Annotated in this window: 13 protein-coding genes; 6 read left to right on the forward strand and 7 right to left on the reverse strand. The window is 62.5% G+C overall.

The window, feature by feature from the left end:
• Positions 1–311 precede the first annotated feature (311 nt).
• The gene (locus ACOJSI_RS18990) at positions 312–2,153 is read right to left on the reverse strand and encodes a PAS domain S-box protein (protein WP_420139887.1); all 1,842 of its coding nucleotides are present in this window, start codon (positions 2,151–2,153) and stop codon (positions 312–314) included.
• A 134-nt stretch (positions 2,154–2,287) separates the two neighbouring features.
• On the opposite strand from ACOJSI_RS18990, the gene ACOJSI_RS18995 reads away from it, so the two are divergent.
• The 6 genes from ACOJSI_RS18995 (at position 2,288) to ACOJSI_RS19020 (ending at position 8,942) form a co-directional block, all read left to right on the forward strand.
• Positions 2,288–3,463 (forward strand): zinc-dependent alcohol dehydrogenase, encoded by a 1,176-nt coding sequence (locus ACOJSI_RS18995; protein ID WP_420139888.1) that lies wholly within the window; start codon positions 2,288–2,290, stop codon positions 3,461–3,463.
• A gap of 11 nt (positions 3,464–3,474) precedes the next feature.
• The gene (locus ACOJSI_RS19000) at positions 3,475–4,065 is read left to right on the forward strand and encodes a hypothetical protein (protein ID WP_420139889.1); all 591 of its coding nucleotides are present in this window, start codon (positions 3,475–3,477) and stop codon (positions 4,063–4,065) included.
• A gap of 211 nt (positions 4,066–4,276) precedes the next feature.
• Positions 4,277–4,576 carry a hypothetical protein gene (locus ACOJSI_RS19005; RefSeq protein ID WP_420139890.1) on the forward strand — a complete coding sequence of 100 codons (300 nt, stop codon included), beginning with the start codon at positions 4,277–4,279 and terminating at the stop codon, positions 4,574–4,576.
• A 10-nt stretch (positions 4,577–4,586) separates the two neighbouring features.
• Positions 4,587–5,750: a zinc-dependent alcohol dehydrogenase gene (locus ACOJSI_RS19010; RefSeq protein WP_420139891.1), complete on the forward strand. Its 1,164-nt coding sequence runs from the start codon at positions 4,587–4,589 to the stop codon at positions 5,748–5,750.
• An 11-nt stretch (positions 5,751–5,761) separates the two neighbouring features.
• Positions 5,762–6,853, forward strand: a complete 1,092-nt coding sequence (locus ACOJSI_RS19015) for an ion channel (RefSeq protein ID WP_420139892.1) — start codon at positions 5,762–5,764, stop codon at positions 6,851–6,853.
• A 250-nt stretch (positions 6,854–7,103) separates the two neighbouring features.
• On the forward strand, positions 7,104–8,942 hold the full coding sequence (locus ACOJSI_RS19020; protein WP_420139893.1) for an AI-2E family transporter: 1,839 nt from the start codon (positions 7,104–7,106) through the stop codon (positions 8,940–8,942).
• A gap of 277 nt (positions 8,943–9,219) precedes the next feature.
• Here ACOJSI_RS19020 and ACOJSI_RS19025 read toward each other — a convergent pair whose 3' ends face one another.
• The 6 genes from ACOJSI_RS19025 to ACOJSI_RS19050 all read right to left on the reverse strand — a co-directional run bounded on the left by ACOJSI_RS19025 (position 9,220) and on the right by ACOJSI_RS19050 (position 17,717).
• Entirely contained in the window at positions 9,220–10,059 is an 840-nt protein-coding gene (locus ACOJSI_RS19025; protein ID WP_420139944.1) for an aldehyde dehydrogenase family protein, read from the reverse strand.
• A gap of 164 nt (positions 10,060–10,223) precedes the next feature.
• A complete protein-coding gene (locus ACOJSI_RS19030; RefSeq protein WP_420139894.1) occupies positions 10,224–12,731 on the reverse strand; it encodes a TonB-dependent receptor domain-containing protein in 2,508 nt (835 codons plus the stop codon).
• Positions 12,732–13,289: 558 nt separating this feature from the next.
• Positions 13,290–14,240: a FecR family protein gene (locus ACOJSI_RS19035; protein WP_420139895.1), complete on the reverse strand. Its 951-nt coding sequence runs from the start codon at positions 14,238–14,240 to the stop codon at positions 13,290–13,292.
• Positions 14,237–14,713, reverse strand: a complete 477-nt coding sequence (locus ACOJSI_RS19040) for an RNA polymerase sigma factor (protein ID WP_420139896.1) — start codon at positions 14,711–14,713, stop codon at positions 14,237–14,239. Before ACOJSI_RS19040 ends, ACOJSI_RS19035 begins: the two co-directional genes overlap by 4 nt.
• 68 nt (positions 14,714–14,781) lie before the next feature.
• Positions 14,782–15,765 carry an amidohydrolase family protein gene (locus ACOJSI_RS19045; RefSeq protein WP_420139897.1) on the reverse strand — a complete coding sequence of 328 codons (984 nt, stop codon included), beginning with the start codon at positions 15,763–15,765 and terminating at the stop codon, positions 14,782–14,784.
• Positions 15,762–17,717, reverse strand: a complete 1,956-nt coding sequence (locus tag ACOJSI_RS19050; protein ID WP_420139898.1) for a prolyl oligopeptidase family serine peptidase — start codon at positions 17,715–17,717, stop codon at positions 15,762–15,764. Before ACOJSI_RS19050 ends, ACOJSI_RS19045 begins: the two co-directional genes overlap by 4 nt.

The raw sequence follows: 17,717 nt of genomic DNA on the forward strand, positions 1-17,717 counted from the left end.
GTTCAGAACAAAGTCTCGCTCGTGCGAGCTTCTCCGAACACGGCCACAGCACCGCGCCAAGGCTTAGCCTCCAAGGCAGGCTCCCATCTAGCCGCGGTGTAGATCGTCATGACCTGCCCCGCCTCAGGTTCTGAACAGAAGACGATTGCGTCCATCGCGAGCTTTTCGACCTGCACGGTAAGTTAGTGCACGGGAGAGGAAGAAGGTCTCACAGCTTAACGCAAAAAAATCGACGCCGGTTCACCAAGGCGACTGGTCACCTACCGCTGTTGCGCGATCCGCCTCAAACTCGTTCCTGATGCCTCGTTTCCCTAGCTGCCCACCCGCTGTTCGCCGGCATCTCCGGCCGACGGCATGATCCCGGCGGCGAGCGCGATCTGAAGAAGTTCGGCAAGGCCGCTTGCATTCAGCCGGTTCATCACTTGGGCACGGTGGAGTTCAACCGTGCGGGGGCTGATGCCCAGCCTTTGACCGATCACCTTGTTGGTTCCGCCATCAATCAGGCCGATAAGTACTTCCCGTTCGCGTGGGGTCAGCCGCGCGATGCGCGCGCTCGCATTGTCGTCTCGCGTCGAAATGCGCGTGGATCCCTGACACTCCGCGACTGCGCCGGCGATGCTTGCGCGCATCGAGGCTTCGTCTCCGGCAATGATATAGTCGACGGCGCCGGCCTTCATGGCAGCGACGGCGTACGAGATGTCGGCGCCCGGGGCATCCAGTGCGATAGTGGGTATAGAGATTGATAGCGCCCTGAGCTCGCGTGGTACGCACAGCGCTTCCTCCCTCCTCTTGCGCAGGTCGAGCAGGACGCAGCCCGAAGAGAGTATAGGCGCGAGATCAAGAAAGGTCGCGCCGCTTTCAAACGTGCGGGCGCGACAACCAATGGCGCGAACCAACGCGCTCAGCTTACGGGCCTCGGCAGCCTTGCCGCTCACGATATAGACGTGTCGGACCTCCTCTTGCGTGAGATCTTCAGTAATTCCGCCAATCCGCGTCACAACGCCTGCTCCATCAAAGATGGGAAAGCTGGTGTCGCGCAGCCAGCGGATAGCCCCATCGCCGGGGCGAACGATCTTATACTCGAATTGCCTGACCTCGCCTGCCTTGACGGCGGCTAAGGCGTGGTCGACTTGTTGACGGTCATCGGGGTGAACGTCCTCAAGCCACGCCGCGAAGCCGTTCGCTGCGGCATGGCACGGCACGCCCCAGATCCGTTCATAGGCGGCGCTCCGGTAAACGATCGTGTTTGACGATGGATCGCCAATCCAGATCAGGTTGCTGCTGTGCGCTGCGAAGCTGCGAAATTGCGCCTCGCTTGCGCGAATGGCAGCTTCTCTCTGGTACTGAGCCGTCACGTCGATCGCCGCGCCGATAAACCCGGTCGGACGCCCCTCGGCAAAACTGGTTCGGCCGGAGGTGGCGATGCGGCGCACGATCCCGTCGTCTCGCCCGATCACGCGATATTCGACATTGTAACTGCCGTCTCCAGTGGGATCGACGCAGCGGGCGATCGCGTCGCGGACCCTCTCACGATCCTCTGGATGGATGCCGGCCTCGAAGACTCCGGTATCGACAGGCGCATCGGGCGCCAGTCCCCACATTGCCCGTAACCGCGCGTCCCATTCCAGCGAATTGGCAACCGGGTCCCAGGAGTAGATGCCTATGCCAACCAGCTCGGTCGCCGCGCGCAGGCGCGCCTCGCTCGATCGTAAAGCGTCTTCAAATGCCCGCCGATCGCTGGTGCCGCGCGCAACCCCGACCACCAATTCGATCGAGCCGTCCTCGGCGCGGATGGGGCCCCATAAATAGGCGAAATCGGCGGCGCGGCCGGTGGGACTTTGGAAGAACGCCTCGTCCTCGACGGTTACGCCCTCAGCGAAGATCCGGTCGATCTGCGCGTTGAGACGACGAGCCAGGTCCGGCGGGTAGTCCAGGTCGGCGAAAGACTTGCCAAGTATCTCATCTGCCGAGAGCCCAAGGAAGGCGAGCATCGCCGGGTTCGCGTAGGCGAAGCGGCGCTGCCGGTCGAACGTGTACACATAGTCCGGGAGCGACGACAGGTTTTCATCAAGGAAACGCGCCTGACTCGTCAGTAATTTCTCCGCGGCGAGTTCTGTAATCTCTCGCGCTGCAACGGATAATTTTTCAGTCACGCTGCCCCGGCCCCACAATGCTTGCCGGCATGTCCGGCAATCCCCGTGAGAGGGTAAGGTTCCTTAGGGATCGCCCGTATGTGCCCGTCCTGAGACGAAACTTACGTCGTCCCCATCCAATGCAGGAGACCGGCATGAAAGCCCTAGTCTGGCACGGCAAGGAGGACATCCGATACGACACGGTGTCCGACCCTGCGATCGAAGATGCTCGTGACGCCATAATCAAGGTTACGAGTTGCGCGATTTGCGGCTCGGATCTTCACCTCTTCCACAATCTCGTTCCCGCAATGCTGCCCGGCGATATCATGGGGCACGAGACGATGGGCGAAGTCGTCGAGGTTGGTAATGCGGCGAAGGGATCGCTCAAGAAGGGCGACCGCGTCGTCATCCCGTTCACGATCCAGTGCGGAGAATGCGACCAGTGCCGTCGCGGCAACTTCTCTGTCTGTCAGCGGACCAATCGTAAGGGTGAGCTGGGCGATAAAGCCTTCGGGCACAGGACGGCCGGTCTATTCGGATATACCCATCTGACCGGTGGCTATCCGGGCGGCCAGGCCGAATATCTGCGCGTTCCCTTCGCCGATACCACGCACATCAAGGTGCCCGACGGCATCGACGACGAGAAGTTGCTGTTCCTATCGGACATCTTGCCCACTGGTTGGCAGGCGGCGGTCCAGGCGGACATCCAACCAGGGGACACGGTCGCGATCTGGGGCTGTGGCCCGGTCGGCCAGATGACGATCCGCTCCGCTATCCTGCTTGGCGCCGAGCAGGTGATCGCGATCGACTATCTTCCGGAACGACTGTCCATGGCGGCAGCCGCGGGGGCGACAGTCATCAACTTCAAGGAAGAAAGCGTCGTCGAGCGGTTGAACGAGCACACCGGCGGCCTTGGTCCGCACAAATGCATCGATGCGGTCGGCACAGAGAGCCATGTCAGCTTCGGCCAACCGGACACGGTGCTCGACCGCGCCAAGCAGATGCTGATGATGGAAAATGACCGGCCGCACGTGTTGCGGGAGATGATCTACGTCTGCCGCCCGGCGGGCGTCATCTCGATCATCGGGGTCTATCTCGGCTTGGTCGACAAGATCCCGATGGGTCAGGCGATGAACAAGGGCCTGACCTTCCGAATGGCGCAGGCCCATGTCCCCCGCTGGACGGGCGACCTCCTTCGCCGGATCGAGGATGATCAGATCGATCCCTCGTTCGTCATCACCCACAAGGTCAACCTTTCCCAAGGTCCCGAGATGTACGCCACGTTCCGCGACAAGGCGGACGGCTGCATCAAGGTCATGCTCCAGCCCTGAAGGAAGCATCGATGCCACTCACCAATCTCACCGGAATCACGCGCTCGGAAGGGGATCCCCGGATCGAGCGCAAGGGGCCCAGCTCGCTCAGCGGTGCCGACCGGCTCGCACGGGCGCTCGGCTGGTTCTCCATCGGCCTCGGCATCACCGAGTTGGTGGCGCCGGGGAAGCTCGCCCGCACGTTGGGTCTCGACGACAAGGAAGGCTTGATCCGGGCCTACGGCGCGCGGGAGCTTGCCAGTGCGGTGCCGACCTTATCGGTCGACAAGCCCATCGGCCTTGCCACACGGATCGGCGGCGACGCGCTCGACTTGGCCACGCTTGCGACCGCCCTGCATCGTGACAATCCCAAGCGCCGCAACGCCGCGATCGCCACTGCCATGGTGGCGGGGATAACCTTGCTCGACCTTGCTGCCTATGCCGGCGTCAAGGCTGCGCACCGCCGCGACCCGAGCAGCGCCGATCACGATTACTCGGATCGGTCGGGTTTGCCACGCGGCACCCAAGCATCCCGCGGCCTCGCCCGTCGCGACTTTGAGATCCCTCCGGATTATCGGGCGGAAGGCCAGGTCGCGGATGCAGTTCCGGCACTCGCGTCATGAACGCCCCAGCCGCGGAAACAGGGCTCGACGCCGCCACCCATGCTGCGGTCACGATCGGACGATCGGCCGACGAGCTTCGTGCGCTCTGGCTCGCTTCGGAGACGCAATCGCAGATCTGGACGCATTTCGCGGATGTGGCCCCGCTTGATGATCGCACCGCCGACTGGGTCGCCCGCGGCCCGGCCGGGGCGAATATCGATGGCGTACCAGATTGGAAGAAACCGGCTCGGACGAGATCCGCTGGTCGTCCCTGGACGGCGCCGATGTGCCGAACGCCGGCACGCTGACCTTCCGGCCGGCGCCGGGCGATCGCGGCACCGAGCTTCATCTCAAGATAGGGTTCGATCCGCCCGGCGGAGCCGTCGGTGAGGCCGTCAGCAAGCTCTTCCACATCGTTCCGGCCGAGATTGTGCGGAAGGCGCTCTACAAGTTCCGGGCGCTTGCGCTGACGGGCGAGATTCCCACCACCGAACCGCAGCCGGCGCCCCGCCGCGGCGGGGCCGACCGATAGGAGCAATGCCATGCGCGCACTGTGCTGGAATGGCGTCAACGACCTTCGCGTCGAAACGGTCGCCGACCCTGAAATCCTGAATCCGAAGGACGTCATCCTGAAGGTGCGTCTTTCCACGACCTGCGGGTCCGACCTGCACCTCCTCGACGGCCTGATCCCGACGATGCGCGCGGGCGACGTCCTGGGGCACGAGTTCATGGGCGAGATCGTCGACGTCGGCCGTGAGGTCACCAAGGTGAAGCGCGGCGATCGGGTCGTCGTCCCGTCCTTCATTGCCTGCGGACAATGCTGGTACTGCCAGCACGATCTCTACTCGCTCTGCGACACCAGCCATCCCAAGCCGGAACTGCAGGAGCCGCTGCTGGGCTATCCCACCGCCGGCATCTACGCTTACTCTCACGCCTTTGGCGGATATGCGGGCTCGCACGCCGAATATGTCCGCGTGCCGTTCGCCGACACGGACTGCTTCGTGGTACCGGATGGCCTTCCCGACGAGGACGCCTTGTTCATCTCGGACGCCGCGCCCACCGGCTTCATGGGCGCTGACTTCTGCAACATCCAGCGGGGCGACGTCGTCGCCGTTTGGGGCTGCGGCGGCGTTGGCCTTATGGCGCAGCAAAGCGCGATGATCCTCGGCGCCGAACGCGTGATCGCGATCGATCACTATCCGGAGCGGCTCGCCCAGGCGCGGGCGTTCGGCGCCACCACGCTGGACTTCACCAAAGTGGACGTGATCGAGGCGCTGCAGGAATTGACGGGAGGGCGCGGCCCCGATGCCTGCATCGACGCGGTCGGAATGGAGGCGAGCGGCACCGGCCTCCAACATGCCTATGACCGCGTGAAGCAGGCCCTCTATCTGGAAACGGATCGCGGCACGGCGCTGCGCCAGGCCATGTTTGCCGTGCGCAAGGGCGGCACGCTGTCGATCCTCGGCGTCTACGGGCTGATGGACAAGGTTCCGCTCGGGCTGCTCATGAACAAGGGTGTGACGGTGCGAACCGCGCAGCAACATGGCCAGGCCTATGTCCCGCGCCTTCTGGACCACGCCCTGCGCGGCGAGCTTACCCCTGCCGCGCTGGCGACGCACCGTTTCTCGTTGGAAGACGGTCCGAAGGGATATCACATGTTCAAGCACAAGGAGGATGGCTGCGTGCGGGCCGTATTCATGCCTTGAGCGGGGCGGGCATGGAGCTCATCATGACGCTTGAACAGTGTCTCGGCGCGGCGCTGATGCTGCTGTTCCTCGCGGACATCTTCCTGACCATTCTCTACGCCCGGGCCGGCACGGGGCTGCTCGCGCCGCGCTGGAACCGCGCGATGTGGGCGGTGCTGCACGGCATCGCCAACCGGTCAGGAACGCGCCGCGGCACGATACTTTCTCTGGCCGGCCCGATCATCGTCGTCTCCCTCATCGGTTTCTGGGCGATCGGCCTGGCGCTTGGCGCGGCGCTGATCGTACAGCCCGAGCTCGGCACCGCGATCCGCCCGTCGAATGGCGCGGCGTCGACCGATTTCGTGACGTCGCTTCTCGTCGCGGGCAACAGCCTGTCGATCGTGGGCAGCGGCGATTACGCACCCCACACGACCGCGACGCGCCTCCTCTTCCTCATGAACTCGCTGATCGGCGCATCCGTGCTGTCACTGGTGCTGAGCTACCTCGTCCAGGTCTATGCCAGCCTCCGGGAGCGCAACGCTCTGGCGCTGGCGGTGGACTTGATGAGCGAAGGCTCTGGCGACGCGGCGGTGATGCTGGCGCGGCTCATGCCCGATGGCGAGGGCAGCGACGCGACCAGCGAGCTGGGCAACCTCATCCGCTCCCTCGCGGCGACAAAGGAGGCGCACCATTTCTATCCCCTGCTCTTCTATTTTCGTTTCGAAGAGCCGCTCTACGCCGTCTCGCGCTTCACTTTTATCCTTCTCGATGTGACCACGCTCATCGAAACCGCGCTCGACCGCCGGCGCTACAGCGCTCTTGCAAAGTCTGCCCAGGTCGCCTCCATCCACCGGGGCGCTCGGATGCTGCTAGATACACTCAATTCCAGTTTCCCGACCACGGGCGATCGCGCCGACGGTGCCGCCGAAGCCTGGTGCCTCCGCCAAAGCTACCTTGCCACAACCCGCACTCTTGCCAGAGCCGGGATCGCAGTGCAGGCAGAGGGTGCTGAGGCTTATATCGCTGCACGCCAGGAGTGGGAGACACTTGTCCGACGCGTTGCTCCGATCCTGGGGTACCGGATGCCGGACATTGATGTGCGGCTCAATGCACCGGAGCCTTAAAGCACCGATTGCCGCCGTCGTAGGAGACATTTCAGCGGAGAGCGCTTCAGTAACGAGCCGCCGCGTGCCAAAGTCGCACGCTATCTCCATCGCAACCTGCGCGATCGCACGCACGTAAGGGGCGCCGGGTTGGCGAGCAGCTGAGTTGCATTCCATGTCTATCTTCTATCCGGACTTCCCAAAGTGGGTATAACTGCCTCCGAGTAAGCGTGGTCCTGGTGATGATTACTGCGGGGAGGATGGGCAAAATATGGTGACGGCGCCTGATCGTAAGAGCGACCCCGCCCTTTCGATCAAACGCCGTCGGCCACTGTCTGAAATCGGCTCGCTCGTACCGTGGATGATCGGCACGATAGTGGCCTGCTGGCTCTATTTCGGCCGGACTGTCCTGATACCGCTCGCGCTTGCCATATTGCTGTCTTTCCTGCTCGCGCCCGTCGTCGGGGCTTTTCGTCGGCTGCACTTGCCCCGCACCCTGTCCGTCCTGCTCGCGGTGGGGCTCGGCCTCGGCGGTGTAGGCCTCACGGGCGCGGTGATCGTCAGCCAGGCGTCGACGCTCAGCGAAGATGCGCCTGCCTATGCTGAACAGATTTCCGAAAAGGTGGCCAGCGCGCGGGCAAATATCGAACAGAGGCTCAGTTTCCTTACACGGGAACGCGGCAATGGCAGCAGTGGGCATCGTAAGGCACAGCGCGCCCGCGAGCAGGGCCTGCAGCAACTATCCAGCCGACCAGCTGGCAATGCGATCCCGGTAGAGGTCCACGAGCCGCCACCCACCGCGATCGCGGAGATCCGCAACATCATTCTCCCGGCGCTGGCCCCTATCGAGACCGCCTTGATCGTGATGGTGGTGACGATCTTCATCCTCTTTCAGAAAGAAGACCTGCGCGATCGGCTCATTCGGCTCATGGGCTCCGCCGATCTGCATCGATCCACCATCGCGTTGACGGACGCGGCGCAGCGTCTGAGCCGCTATTTTCTGTCGCAGTTCGTGGTTAACTGCGGATTCGGCGCGATCATCTGGGGCGGATTGTTCGCCCTCGGAGTGCCATCTCCGGGGCTCTGGGGGATCTTGGCCGGGCTGCTCCGCTTCGTGCCCTATGTCGGCAGTCTCGTTGCCGCGGTCGGCCCGCTAGGCCTAGCGGCGGCAATCGATCCCGGCTGGAGCCTGCTTCTGTGGGTAACCTTGCTGTTCCTGATCGTCGAGCCGATCATAGGCTACGTCATCGAACCCCTGCTTTATGGTCATTCAACCGGTCTTTCGCCGGTGTCGGTGGTCGTAGCGGCCTTGTTCTGGACCTGGATCTGGGGTCCGATCGGCTTGGTTCTGTCGATGCCGCTCACCCTCATGCTGGTCGTGCTTGGCCGTCATTTACCGGCATTTGAGATGTTCGACATCCTGCTTGGGGATCGGCCCGCCCTCACCCCTGCCGAAACCTTTTATCAGCGTGCGCTGGCTGGCCATGCGGAGGATGCGATCGACCAAGCCGAAGATCTGCTCGAGAACATGCCGCTCGCCACCTTTTACGACGAGGTCGTGATCGCTGGCTTGCGGCTGGCGGCGGCAGATGTCGATCGGGGCGCTGTCCCACGCTCGGCGATGCCTGCGATCTGCGAAGCAGCGACAGAGATGATCGCCACGCTGGCCGATCATGAAGATATCGCGGCGGACGCCGCGTCCGATGGAGGTCACGCAATATGGGCGGAGCTGCGTGGCTGCCATCTGATTTGTGTGCCCGGACATGGTCCGCTCGACCCGGCAGTGGCGATGATGACCGCACAGTTGCTACGCCGCGCCGGCTGCACAGTCAGCGAGCACTCGCGCGATCAGTTGAGACACCTCACTGGGACGCTGAAGCCGGGAGAGGCGGAGATCATCTGCCTGCTCGGCCTTTTCGATCAGCGCGGGTCAGCACGGATGCGGCGCATTGCTGCGACGATCGAGGAAAGCTTCGCATCCATCAGAGTTGTGATCGGCGTCCAGCGTGCCTTGGAACGGCCAAGTGAAACGGTCCAGTCCGAACCGATGCTGCCATTTTCGCTGTCGGAACTGGCCTCACGCGCGCTCGCCGCAGCCGAGAGAGGATGATGGATCTTGACGGGCGGTCGCGGGGGCTTTCGCGGTTTGAGATGTCGCTGCTCCCCGCATTAACCATGCTCCGGTGCTCTCCGGAAAGCACGACCGCGCGTTCTGACACGCAAATTGCGAGGACAGCCCACGTGCGGCGCATGATCTATCTGGGTGGCGAAACTATCCGCGAAACCTGGTTACTGATGCAGCGAAGATGGCGAAGCGGCATGCAGCCGTCGCGGAAGCGCGCCATCTCTCGGGAGCTACTCCCCGCTCATGCCCCGATCGTCTAGCCCTATGAAAGGGACTGCAGACGCATTCGGATAAGCTTCGGCTCAAGATAGGCGGCCAGCCCTTCGGGTCCGAGCTCGCGACCCATGCCGCTCAGCTTGCAGCCTCCGAACGGCGCCTGCAATTCGGACGTGTCGTTCACGTTGAGACCAATCATCCCGAATTCCAGTTCCTCCGCGATCCGCCAGCCGCGTTCCAGATCCTCGGTATAGAGATAGGCCGCCAGCCCATAATCGAGGCCATTGGCGATCGTCAGCATTTCATCGACCGTATCGAAGCTGCGGACCGCCGCGAGCGGCCCGAAGCTTTCGACGGACATCGGCAAGCTGTCGAGCGGCGTCTCGTCGATCAAGGTCGGCCGGAAGAAATAACCGCCTTCCAGGCCGTCCACTGTTTCGCGACCGCCACCCGCGACCACCCGCCCGCCCTTGGATATCGCATCGGCAATATGCGCCTCGGTCCGGTCGATCACGCTCGGGTTGAGGACGGGGCCGTAGGCGATAGCCGGGTCGAGCCCGTGACCCAGGCGGATGGCGTCGGTCAGCGCCGCCAGCGCCTCGACGAAGCGGCCATGCACCGCGCGCTGAACGAGGATACGGTTTACCGCGATGCAGATCTGTCCCATGTTGGAGAAGGATCGCCGCAGCGCCGCGCTGGCCGCCGCCTCGACATCGGCGTCGGCCATGACGATGAACGGTGAATGGCCGCCGAGTTCGAGGCTCAGGCGCTTGAGGTTGCCGGCGACCTCGTTGGTGGCCGATCTTGGCGGGCAACAGGCAGCGGCAGCCTCTGGTGTTCTCAGGAATGGGAAATGAGCGATTTCTCCGTAATGACTGCACTGCAGGGGGGGGCGTTCCGCTGCGCGATGCCAGCGCTTGCACTCGCGTCACAACAGGAGCTGAGCGGGTACGGCGGCTGCGCCCAACTATAAGTCTACTCGAATATTGCATGGTCTCACGACGCCGATGCTAGAACGGGACTCCTAGCGCCGAACGCGTGGCAGCGGTATTAAAGGTGAATGCGCAGGCCCACTGTCATAAATCTCCCTACGACGTCATAATAAGGCGAGTACAGCGATTGCGGAGGGGGCTTCTTGTTGAGCATGTTCGCTATGTTGAGCGACAACTCCAATCCGCTCCATCCCCGCCTCGCCATGATCTCCTTGGTTATTTCGCAGTCGAGATAGGAATATGCGGGGATTGCATTGTTGATGATGTTCACCAGCTTGTTGTAGCTGCCGGCTGCAAGATAACGCATGCGGACCCGCGCCGAGAAATCATCCAGAGCATAACCGACGATCATGCTCGCGCGCAGGTGCGGCACGCCAGGATTGAAGGCATTTCCCTGCGATCCGGCATAATCGAACCGGCTGACGCCATCGTCGATCACGAATTTGTCGACCCAATTGGCCGACATCCGCAATGTTAGATCGCCCGGCAGCGAGGTGATCTCCCGCAGCGGCATCGTGGCGCTCAACTCGGCATCGATACCCTCGGTGCGATATTGTGACAGGTTTAGATAGGATGCATTCGTCTGGATGACATTGCCTGCCGCGTCGCGGACGACACGCGTGCAGAGGTCATGTGCTCCATCGAAGCAGCGTGTCACGAGATCCTGAGGCGATAGGGTTGAAATGACGTCCCGCACCCGGATTTTGTAATAATCGAGCGACAGTCGGAGATTTGCGCCACGCGGCGTCAGCGCCATGCCAAGCGTGACGGTATCGGCCGTCTCCGGTCGCAGGGATCGATTGCCGCCGCCGACATTCTGCACGTACACGCTTGTCCCCTTCAGCGGGTCCGTGATCGTGTTGTATCCGATAGTCGCCTGCGTAAATAATTCACTTAGGTTGGGCGATCGTATGTCGCGCGAGCGCGAAAGGCGGGCGGCAAGCCCAGGCGCCACGTCGCCGGTCACGCCGATTTTCCAGGACCATGAGGTACTCGTGACATCATAGTCCAGCATACGCGCGGCGACGTCGAGCTTGATGTTGCTGATCGCCGCCTTGGCGCTCGTAACTGGGAGCAGCATTTCGGCGAACGTTTCCTTGACGAAAAAGCTTCCGGAATATGCAGCGAAGTTGAACGAGCGGAAGGCACGGGCGCTATCAAGCGCGCCGACGTGCTGATGGATCGACTCTCGCCGCACCTCTCCCCCGGCGGCAACCGAAACCGGCCCAGCGGGAAGGCTGATGGGCTCACCGCGCAAGCTGACACCGGCGACATCGAGCGCCGAAAGCGCGCGCTGATGCGGCGAGCCCTGGATGTAAGCGAGCGCCTCGGCAGAGGGCGCACCATCACCGAACAGGTTGATCGGAACGCAAAGACTGGAGGGGTTCGTAAGCTTCACGCGGCAAATCGGCTGGCCGCCGACAGGATCGAGCACAGAATCTACAGCCTGTGCGAAATTGCTGGCTAATACGAAGCCGGGCGTGTCGATGTCGCTGCGATAGGCACCGTGACTGTAATAACCGCTCCATCGCCAATGCGTCCCGATCTTACCGTCAACGGCAAGTGTTCCCTGGGTGGCGACGCGTTGGTAGTCGATGCGCGGGAAAGGAAAATCCGAGTTGAAACGGCCCATGGTGAAGCCGGTCTCGCCCGCGGCCGAAAGCAGCGCGCGGACGGCGGGCGACAGAAAAGCATTGTCGGCGGAGATGCTGATATTGCCCCGATTATTGTCGCCGAACCAGACATGGTCGTCCCACGCCCGCGCGTGGCGGATTTCACCGCTCAGGGTCAGCCAGCTGCTAATCTGGAAGGAGGCGCGCGCAAGACCGCTATAATGCTTCTGCGGCGCAACGAGCGGGCTGATCGTGTCGTTGGAAGGCCCCTCACCTCCTATCATGTCGTTGCCGACGACCGTCCCGAACTGAAAATCGCGTAAACCACCCTCAGGTGTGAACGCTTTTCCGGCCAGTGAACCGGTCAGGATCAGGCCACCCACGGCCGCATTGGCAAAGCCCACATCCGGTGTGATGCGGAAGGCGCCGTCCGACGTAGCAACGGTCGCCCATCGGCCCACATGGCTTCGGGCGGTTTTCGGCACCACACCTGCGCTCGCCACATATTCGCCGCCGAGCACCAAATGCCCTCTTGCATCGGCAAAGGAGGTGCCCACCGCCCCATCGATCCCGTGTACGGCAGCGTCGCCATAGGTGGAGATGCCATGGCGCACGCCCAGTTTGACCCCACTGAAGTCTTGATCGACGACCATATTGACGACGCCTGCCACCGCGCCTGATCCCCACGCGGCAGAGGAGCCCCCCATCACGACGTCGACCGCCTTCACCAGGATGGAGGGGACGCTGTTGAGATCATTGTCGCCTGAAAAACGCCGACCGTCCAAAAGCACGAGCGTGCGGCTGACGCCGAGCCCGCGCAGATCCACAGGAGCAAGTCCACTCGCCACATTGGTACCGGTAGTCTGGGGAGATGTCGTCCCACGAAATTGCGGAAGGTCATTGAGGGCTGCGGCAATATTCTCGCGTGCACCGATAGAAAGTGCCGGTGCCAACAGATGCATGGTTGGAGTAGGCGCTGCAAAACCAGGAGCATCAATGCGTGACCCGGTAATCACGATCGTGCTGTCTGCCCCAGGAGCATTTATGCCAGATTGTCCGGCGTCGAAGTCGTGTCGTTTGGGCGCAGGAGTCCGCGCCTGCCGAGGCGCTGCGGCGCGTGCCACAATGTAGGATCCACCCGACGTCATGCTGACGGCGAGGCCCGAGCCTTTCAGCAGCCGTTTGACCGCCTCGCCCGCGTAATAGCGCCCCTTGAGCGCCGGCGCCGTCCGATCGCGCACGCTCTCCGGAAGAAAGAAGATGTTCGCATGCGCCTGGCGCGCGACGACTTCAAGCGAGCTGGTAAGCGACTGTCGCGGCAGTGCAAAATCGAGGCGGGCGTCGGTCGGAAGTGGAGAAGCGCGCGCGCTACCGGCAACAGCTGTCAGCGCAAGCAGAGCCGCGGCCGCTCCTATTGTCCAGCCCCCTCTAATCTCTGCATCCTCGGAGGCGTGCGCCAATAACTCGTTGTTGGAATGTCGAACGAAGCGGACCATGCACGCGCCGGGTCATCAGGAGATCAGCAGCCTGTCAGCCTCTCGCCGCACGCGGAGCCCGTGAAGCTGGGCGACAGCGGCGACAAACTCGCGGGTATCCTCCGTCGAAAACACGCCGGAGATCGGCAATCTGGCCAACCGTGGATTGGCGACGACCACTTGCAGCCGGCCATAACGGTTCACCTCCGCCACGGCTTCCGACAAAGGTGTAGCGCTGAATAATATCTCGCCGCGTTGCCATGCGGTTATCGTCTCGAGCGACGGACGGTCGAGCTTCGGCAGGTCGTCGGCGCCAACGGAAAGGCGGTCGCCCGGCTGCAAGATCGCCATCAGCTCTGGCTCTTCACCCGTACGGCGGACTTCCACGCGCCCGCGCAGCAGTGTCACCCGAACCTCCGGCCCGTCCTTGCGAACCACGAACGCGGTTCCCAGTGCTCTGATCTGCTCCTTGCCCGCATTGACGATGAAAGGACGCGCAGCGTCATGGGCCACGTCGAACATCACCTCACCCTGGCTCAACAGGATACGGCGTTCCTTGCGCGCGAACCGCACGGTGACGTGACTGTCCGTATTGAGGGCCACACGGCTTCCGTCGCCCAAAGTCGTCACGCGCTGCTGGCCACGTTCGGTTGACAAGAGGGCGTCCGGGCTATGATCGAATGTGCCGTTATAGGAAATCACGCCGGCACCGATCGCAGCCAGCAGCGACGCGGCAAGCGCATATGGCAGGACGCGACGACGCGTCACCGGAGGTGCGACAACTGGACGCCCCACCGCCACGGCACCCGGCAATATGTCCCAAAGCTCGGTGGCACGCTCAAAGGCCGCCTGGTGCGCTACATCGGCGCGCAGCCACTCCTGCAGCGCGGCTTCCGTCTCGGCGCTGCGATGTGGGCCCTGCAGCCGCGCCAGCCAGGCCGACGCCTCCGCATATATGCGCTCGCGATTCCCGGAGGGGCGCGTCACCATTGCTCCATCCACTTCATCATCTCCAATGTCGCTCGAGCGACTTGTTTTTCTACTGCGGGGACACTCATCCCCTCTTCTTGCGCGATGACCGCGTAACTGACCCCATCGAGCCTCCGCCGAAGGAGAATGCGTCGCGTCCGGTCGGGCAATTTTTCCAAGCCAGCCGATGCCTGCACCAGGCGTTGCCGCGCCCGCAGCACCTGTTCAGGATCGGGAGCGTGATCCGCGATGGCGCTGAGATTTGCCGCCGATCCGAAGGGCGCCCGCGCATTGCGACGGGCTTCATCGATCGACAAATTGACCGCCGTGCTCATCAGGAGCGCCTCTTGCGAGCGGACGGCCTGACGCTGTTCGTAACGTTCCACTTTGAGAAATGCTTCCTGAACCAAATCTTCTGTGTCTTGATCCGCAACGCCGCGCCGACGCAGCGTGAGACGAACACGCCGAAGCATTTCACTCAACTGATTCATGACGCTCCATGCTCGTGCTATAGACGAAACTCATGTCGTAATCCGACATCATGATCGTGGCGGCCGGGTCAGGGACCGACATTGCGTGAGATCCGCCGCCACTCCTTGGGTTCAAGTGGCAAGGCGGCGAACGCGGCGTAATAGGCCCGCAGGTCGAGCGCGAACGGCCAGTCCGAAGCGGGCACGAAGTGGCTGATCCCGATGCGACGCATGAGCGTAACCAGCAATGTTCGGTCGGCGGCCGATATCGTCTCAACCCGCAATGCCGCGAGGTCGAAGGTAAGCCGGCGGCAAATCGTTCGATCCGCTTCGCAGGCGTCCGCAAACGCTCCGAGCGCAGACAGGGTAGCAGTGTCGATCCCGCCCCAGCCGGCAACATGGGCGATCTGCACCGGCTGCCCGCGTGCCGCCGGCAAGACATCGCGCAGGAAAATGCGGACATCTTCGGCGCCATAGCCGGTTGCGGCGTTGCGCATATGGATCATGATACGTAGATGCTGGCCGGCAACGGTACGGAACACATCCGCCAGCATCTTGACCTGCCGGGCGTCCGCATAATCAAAGCGCGCATTGGCAAGATGGAGCTTCAGGCCCGTGACGAACTGGTTGCCACGCCAGTGACGGAGCTCCTCTAGCGCAGTCGGTGAAACGGGGTTGACCGCGACATAGGCCTGGAACCGCGTCGGATGAAGCTGCGCGAGCTTGACCGTGAAACTGTTGGCGCTGCGCAGGATTGCAGCGTGATTCGGAACGAGCGTTCCTATAATCGGGCTCTCGGCCAGATATCCGGTCGACATGATCCGGGCGCGCGCGATCCCCGCTTCATCCATGGCTTTGAGCAGATCGTCCGCTGACAACGGCCGAGCGAAATCGGGATCACATTTCGATGCCCTCGCCGGACTTGAACAATAGGCAGGGAGGAAGGCGAGGATCGCCGGCGAGTGTACATGGACGTGATGATCGACCTTGATCAGACCTGTTCCGCGCGCCGCCGCCGGCGCAGCCACCAATGCAGCCACACCCACGGCGATGGCGCGCGCGAAGGTGATCAATTCGGTTTTTCTCCCAACAGCATCTCCTTCCAGAAGAGCATGCTCACCCAGAAGTAATAATCCTCATTCTCTTTCTTGTGATAAACGTGGCCCTCATTCTCGGCGAGAACATGCCAAGCGGTGCCGCCATTGGCGCGCACGGCCTTGATCATCTGCATTGCCTCGGAGGCAGGGACGCGAGGATCGTTGCCGCCGGTCGCGACCAGCAGCGGCACCTTGATCTTGTCAGCGCTCGTCAACGGCGAAATCTCTTCGAGCTTCTTGCGCTGCACGGGATCCCGCTCGTCACCATATTCGACCCGGCGCAGATCCCGGCGATAGGATTGCGTGTTCTGGAGGAAAGTGACGAAATTGGAGATGGCGACGTAGCAGTTCGCGCCCTTTAGCTGCGAACTATAATGCGTTGCCGTGGCGTAGCACATATAGCCGCCGTAGGAGAGCCCGTTGACTGCAAAGCGCGCGGGATCGAGCGTTGGGTCCCTGCGCAGTGCGGCGAGGAAGGCGCCGATGTCTTTGACACTATCCTCTCGGCGGAACGGGCCGTTATCGAGGTTGACGAAGCGATTGCCGTAGCCGGTCGAGCCGCGAACGTTCGGCTCGAACAGAGCGATGCCGAGCTCGTTCAGCAGATAGTTGAACCCACCGATCCAGTCAGGCCGCGTCTGCCCTTCGGGACCGCCATGGATATCGATGATCAGAGGGCGCTTGCCTGGAAACTTCTTCGGATCAGGGCGATACAGGAAACCTGAGATCCACTCACCGTCGAAGCTCTTAATCTCGACCAACGTCGGTTCGACATTCTGGGACGGATCGAGGCCGCCGGTTTCGCTGTTCGTCCATCGGGTCACCGCCAACGTGTTGGGGTCGATCGAAAAGGCGTCTCCCGGCACTTTGGCAGACGCCATGCTGAGGCCGATCGCTCCCCAGGGTGCTACCTCGATCGCCGAGCCGATCGCATAGGGGATGACGCCACTCGGCAGCCCCGTGACCGGGCGCACTGCGCCTGTTTTCAGATCGAGGATGCGCACGCGGCTGACGCCCGCTTCGTTGATCGCATAGACAACAAAGCTCCCATCTGGCGCGAGGGCGAAATCACTGACGTCCCACTTGGGCTCGTTGGTTCTAGCGACAAAGGCGCCGGTAACACGATCTAGTACCCCTAGCCGAGCAAAGTCCGATCCGGCGTCCGAGATCAACCAGACACTGTTTTCGGGGCCATAATGAATATCGCTGAAGGACGCAGGCTTGCCTTTGTTGAGCTGCGTCAACTTGCCGCTCGCCACGTCGAGCTCATAGACGTCGGCACGATTGACCGACATCCGGTTGAGCACCAGCGCCTTCTCGCCGCTCTCCGAAAAGTCAGCGATATTCCATCCGCCGCCTGATAGTTGCGCGACCATATGGTCTGTCTTCGGGTCACGCGGATCCATGATGTACAGATCTGAATCCGTCCCGTTTCGTCGCGTCGAGGAATAGCCGATATACCGTCCATCCGGACTCCAGCTGCCAAACCAATTGCGGCTCTTGCCATCGGTGATGAGCGTTGCGCGCCCTTGGTCGAGCCGGAACAACTGGTAGAATTCGGCGCCCCCAACATCTTCCTGGAACACGAGCACGTCACCGCGGCCGGGTGCAAGCGCGCCCGTCAGAACGGGTTCGCTTTCAAAGGAAATCTGTGCCCGCATTGCTCCTGGTGCACGGACGGTATGAAGCTGATTGGTGTTGCCGAAGCGGGTCTTGATCAGCATCGAACGATCGGCCGGATTCCAGCCCAGGAACCCCGCGTTGCGCGATTCCAGATAGGGTTGGGTCGCTGCGACGAGAGAGCGCGGTATTGCCGGTACGCCGTCAACGACGATCGCAGCGGGTTTCGGGGCGACGGTATCAGGAGTTGCGGCTGCGGCAGTCGCGATTGTTGCGAACAGCAGGCCGACGTGTGCACGAATGGACAT

The organism is Sphingomonas sp., from assembly GCF_048595155.1.
GTDB lineage: Bacteria > Pseudomonadota > Alphaproteobacteria > Sphingomonadales > Sphingomonadaceae > Sphingomonas_I.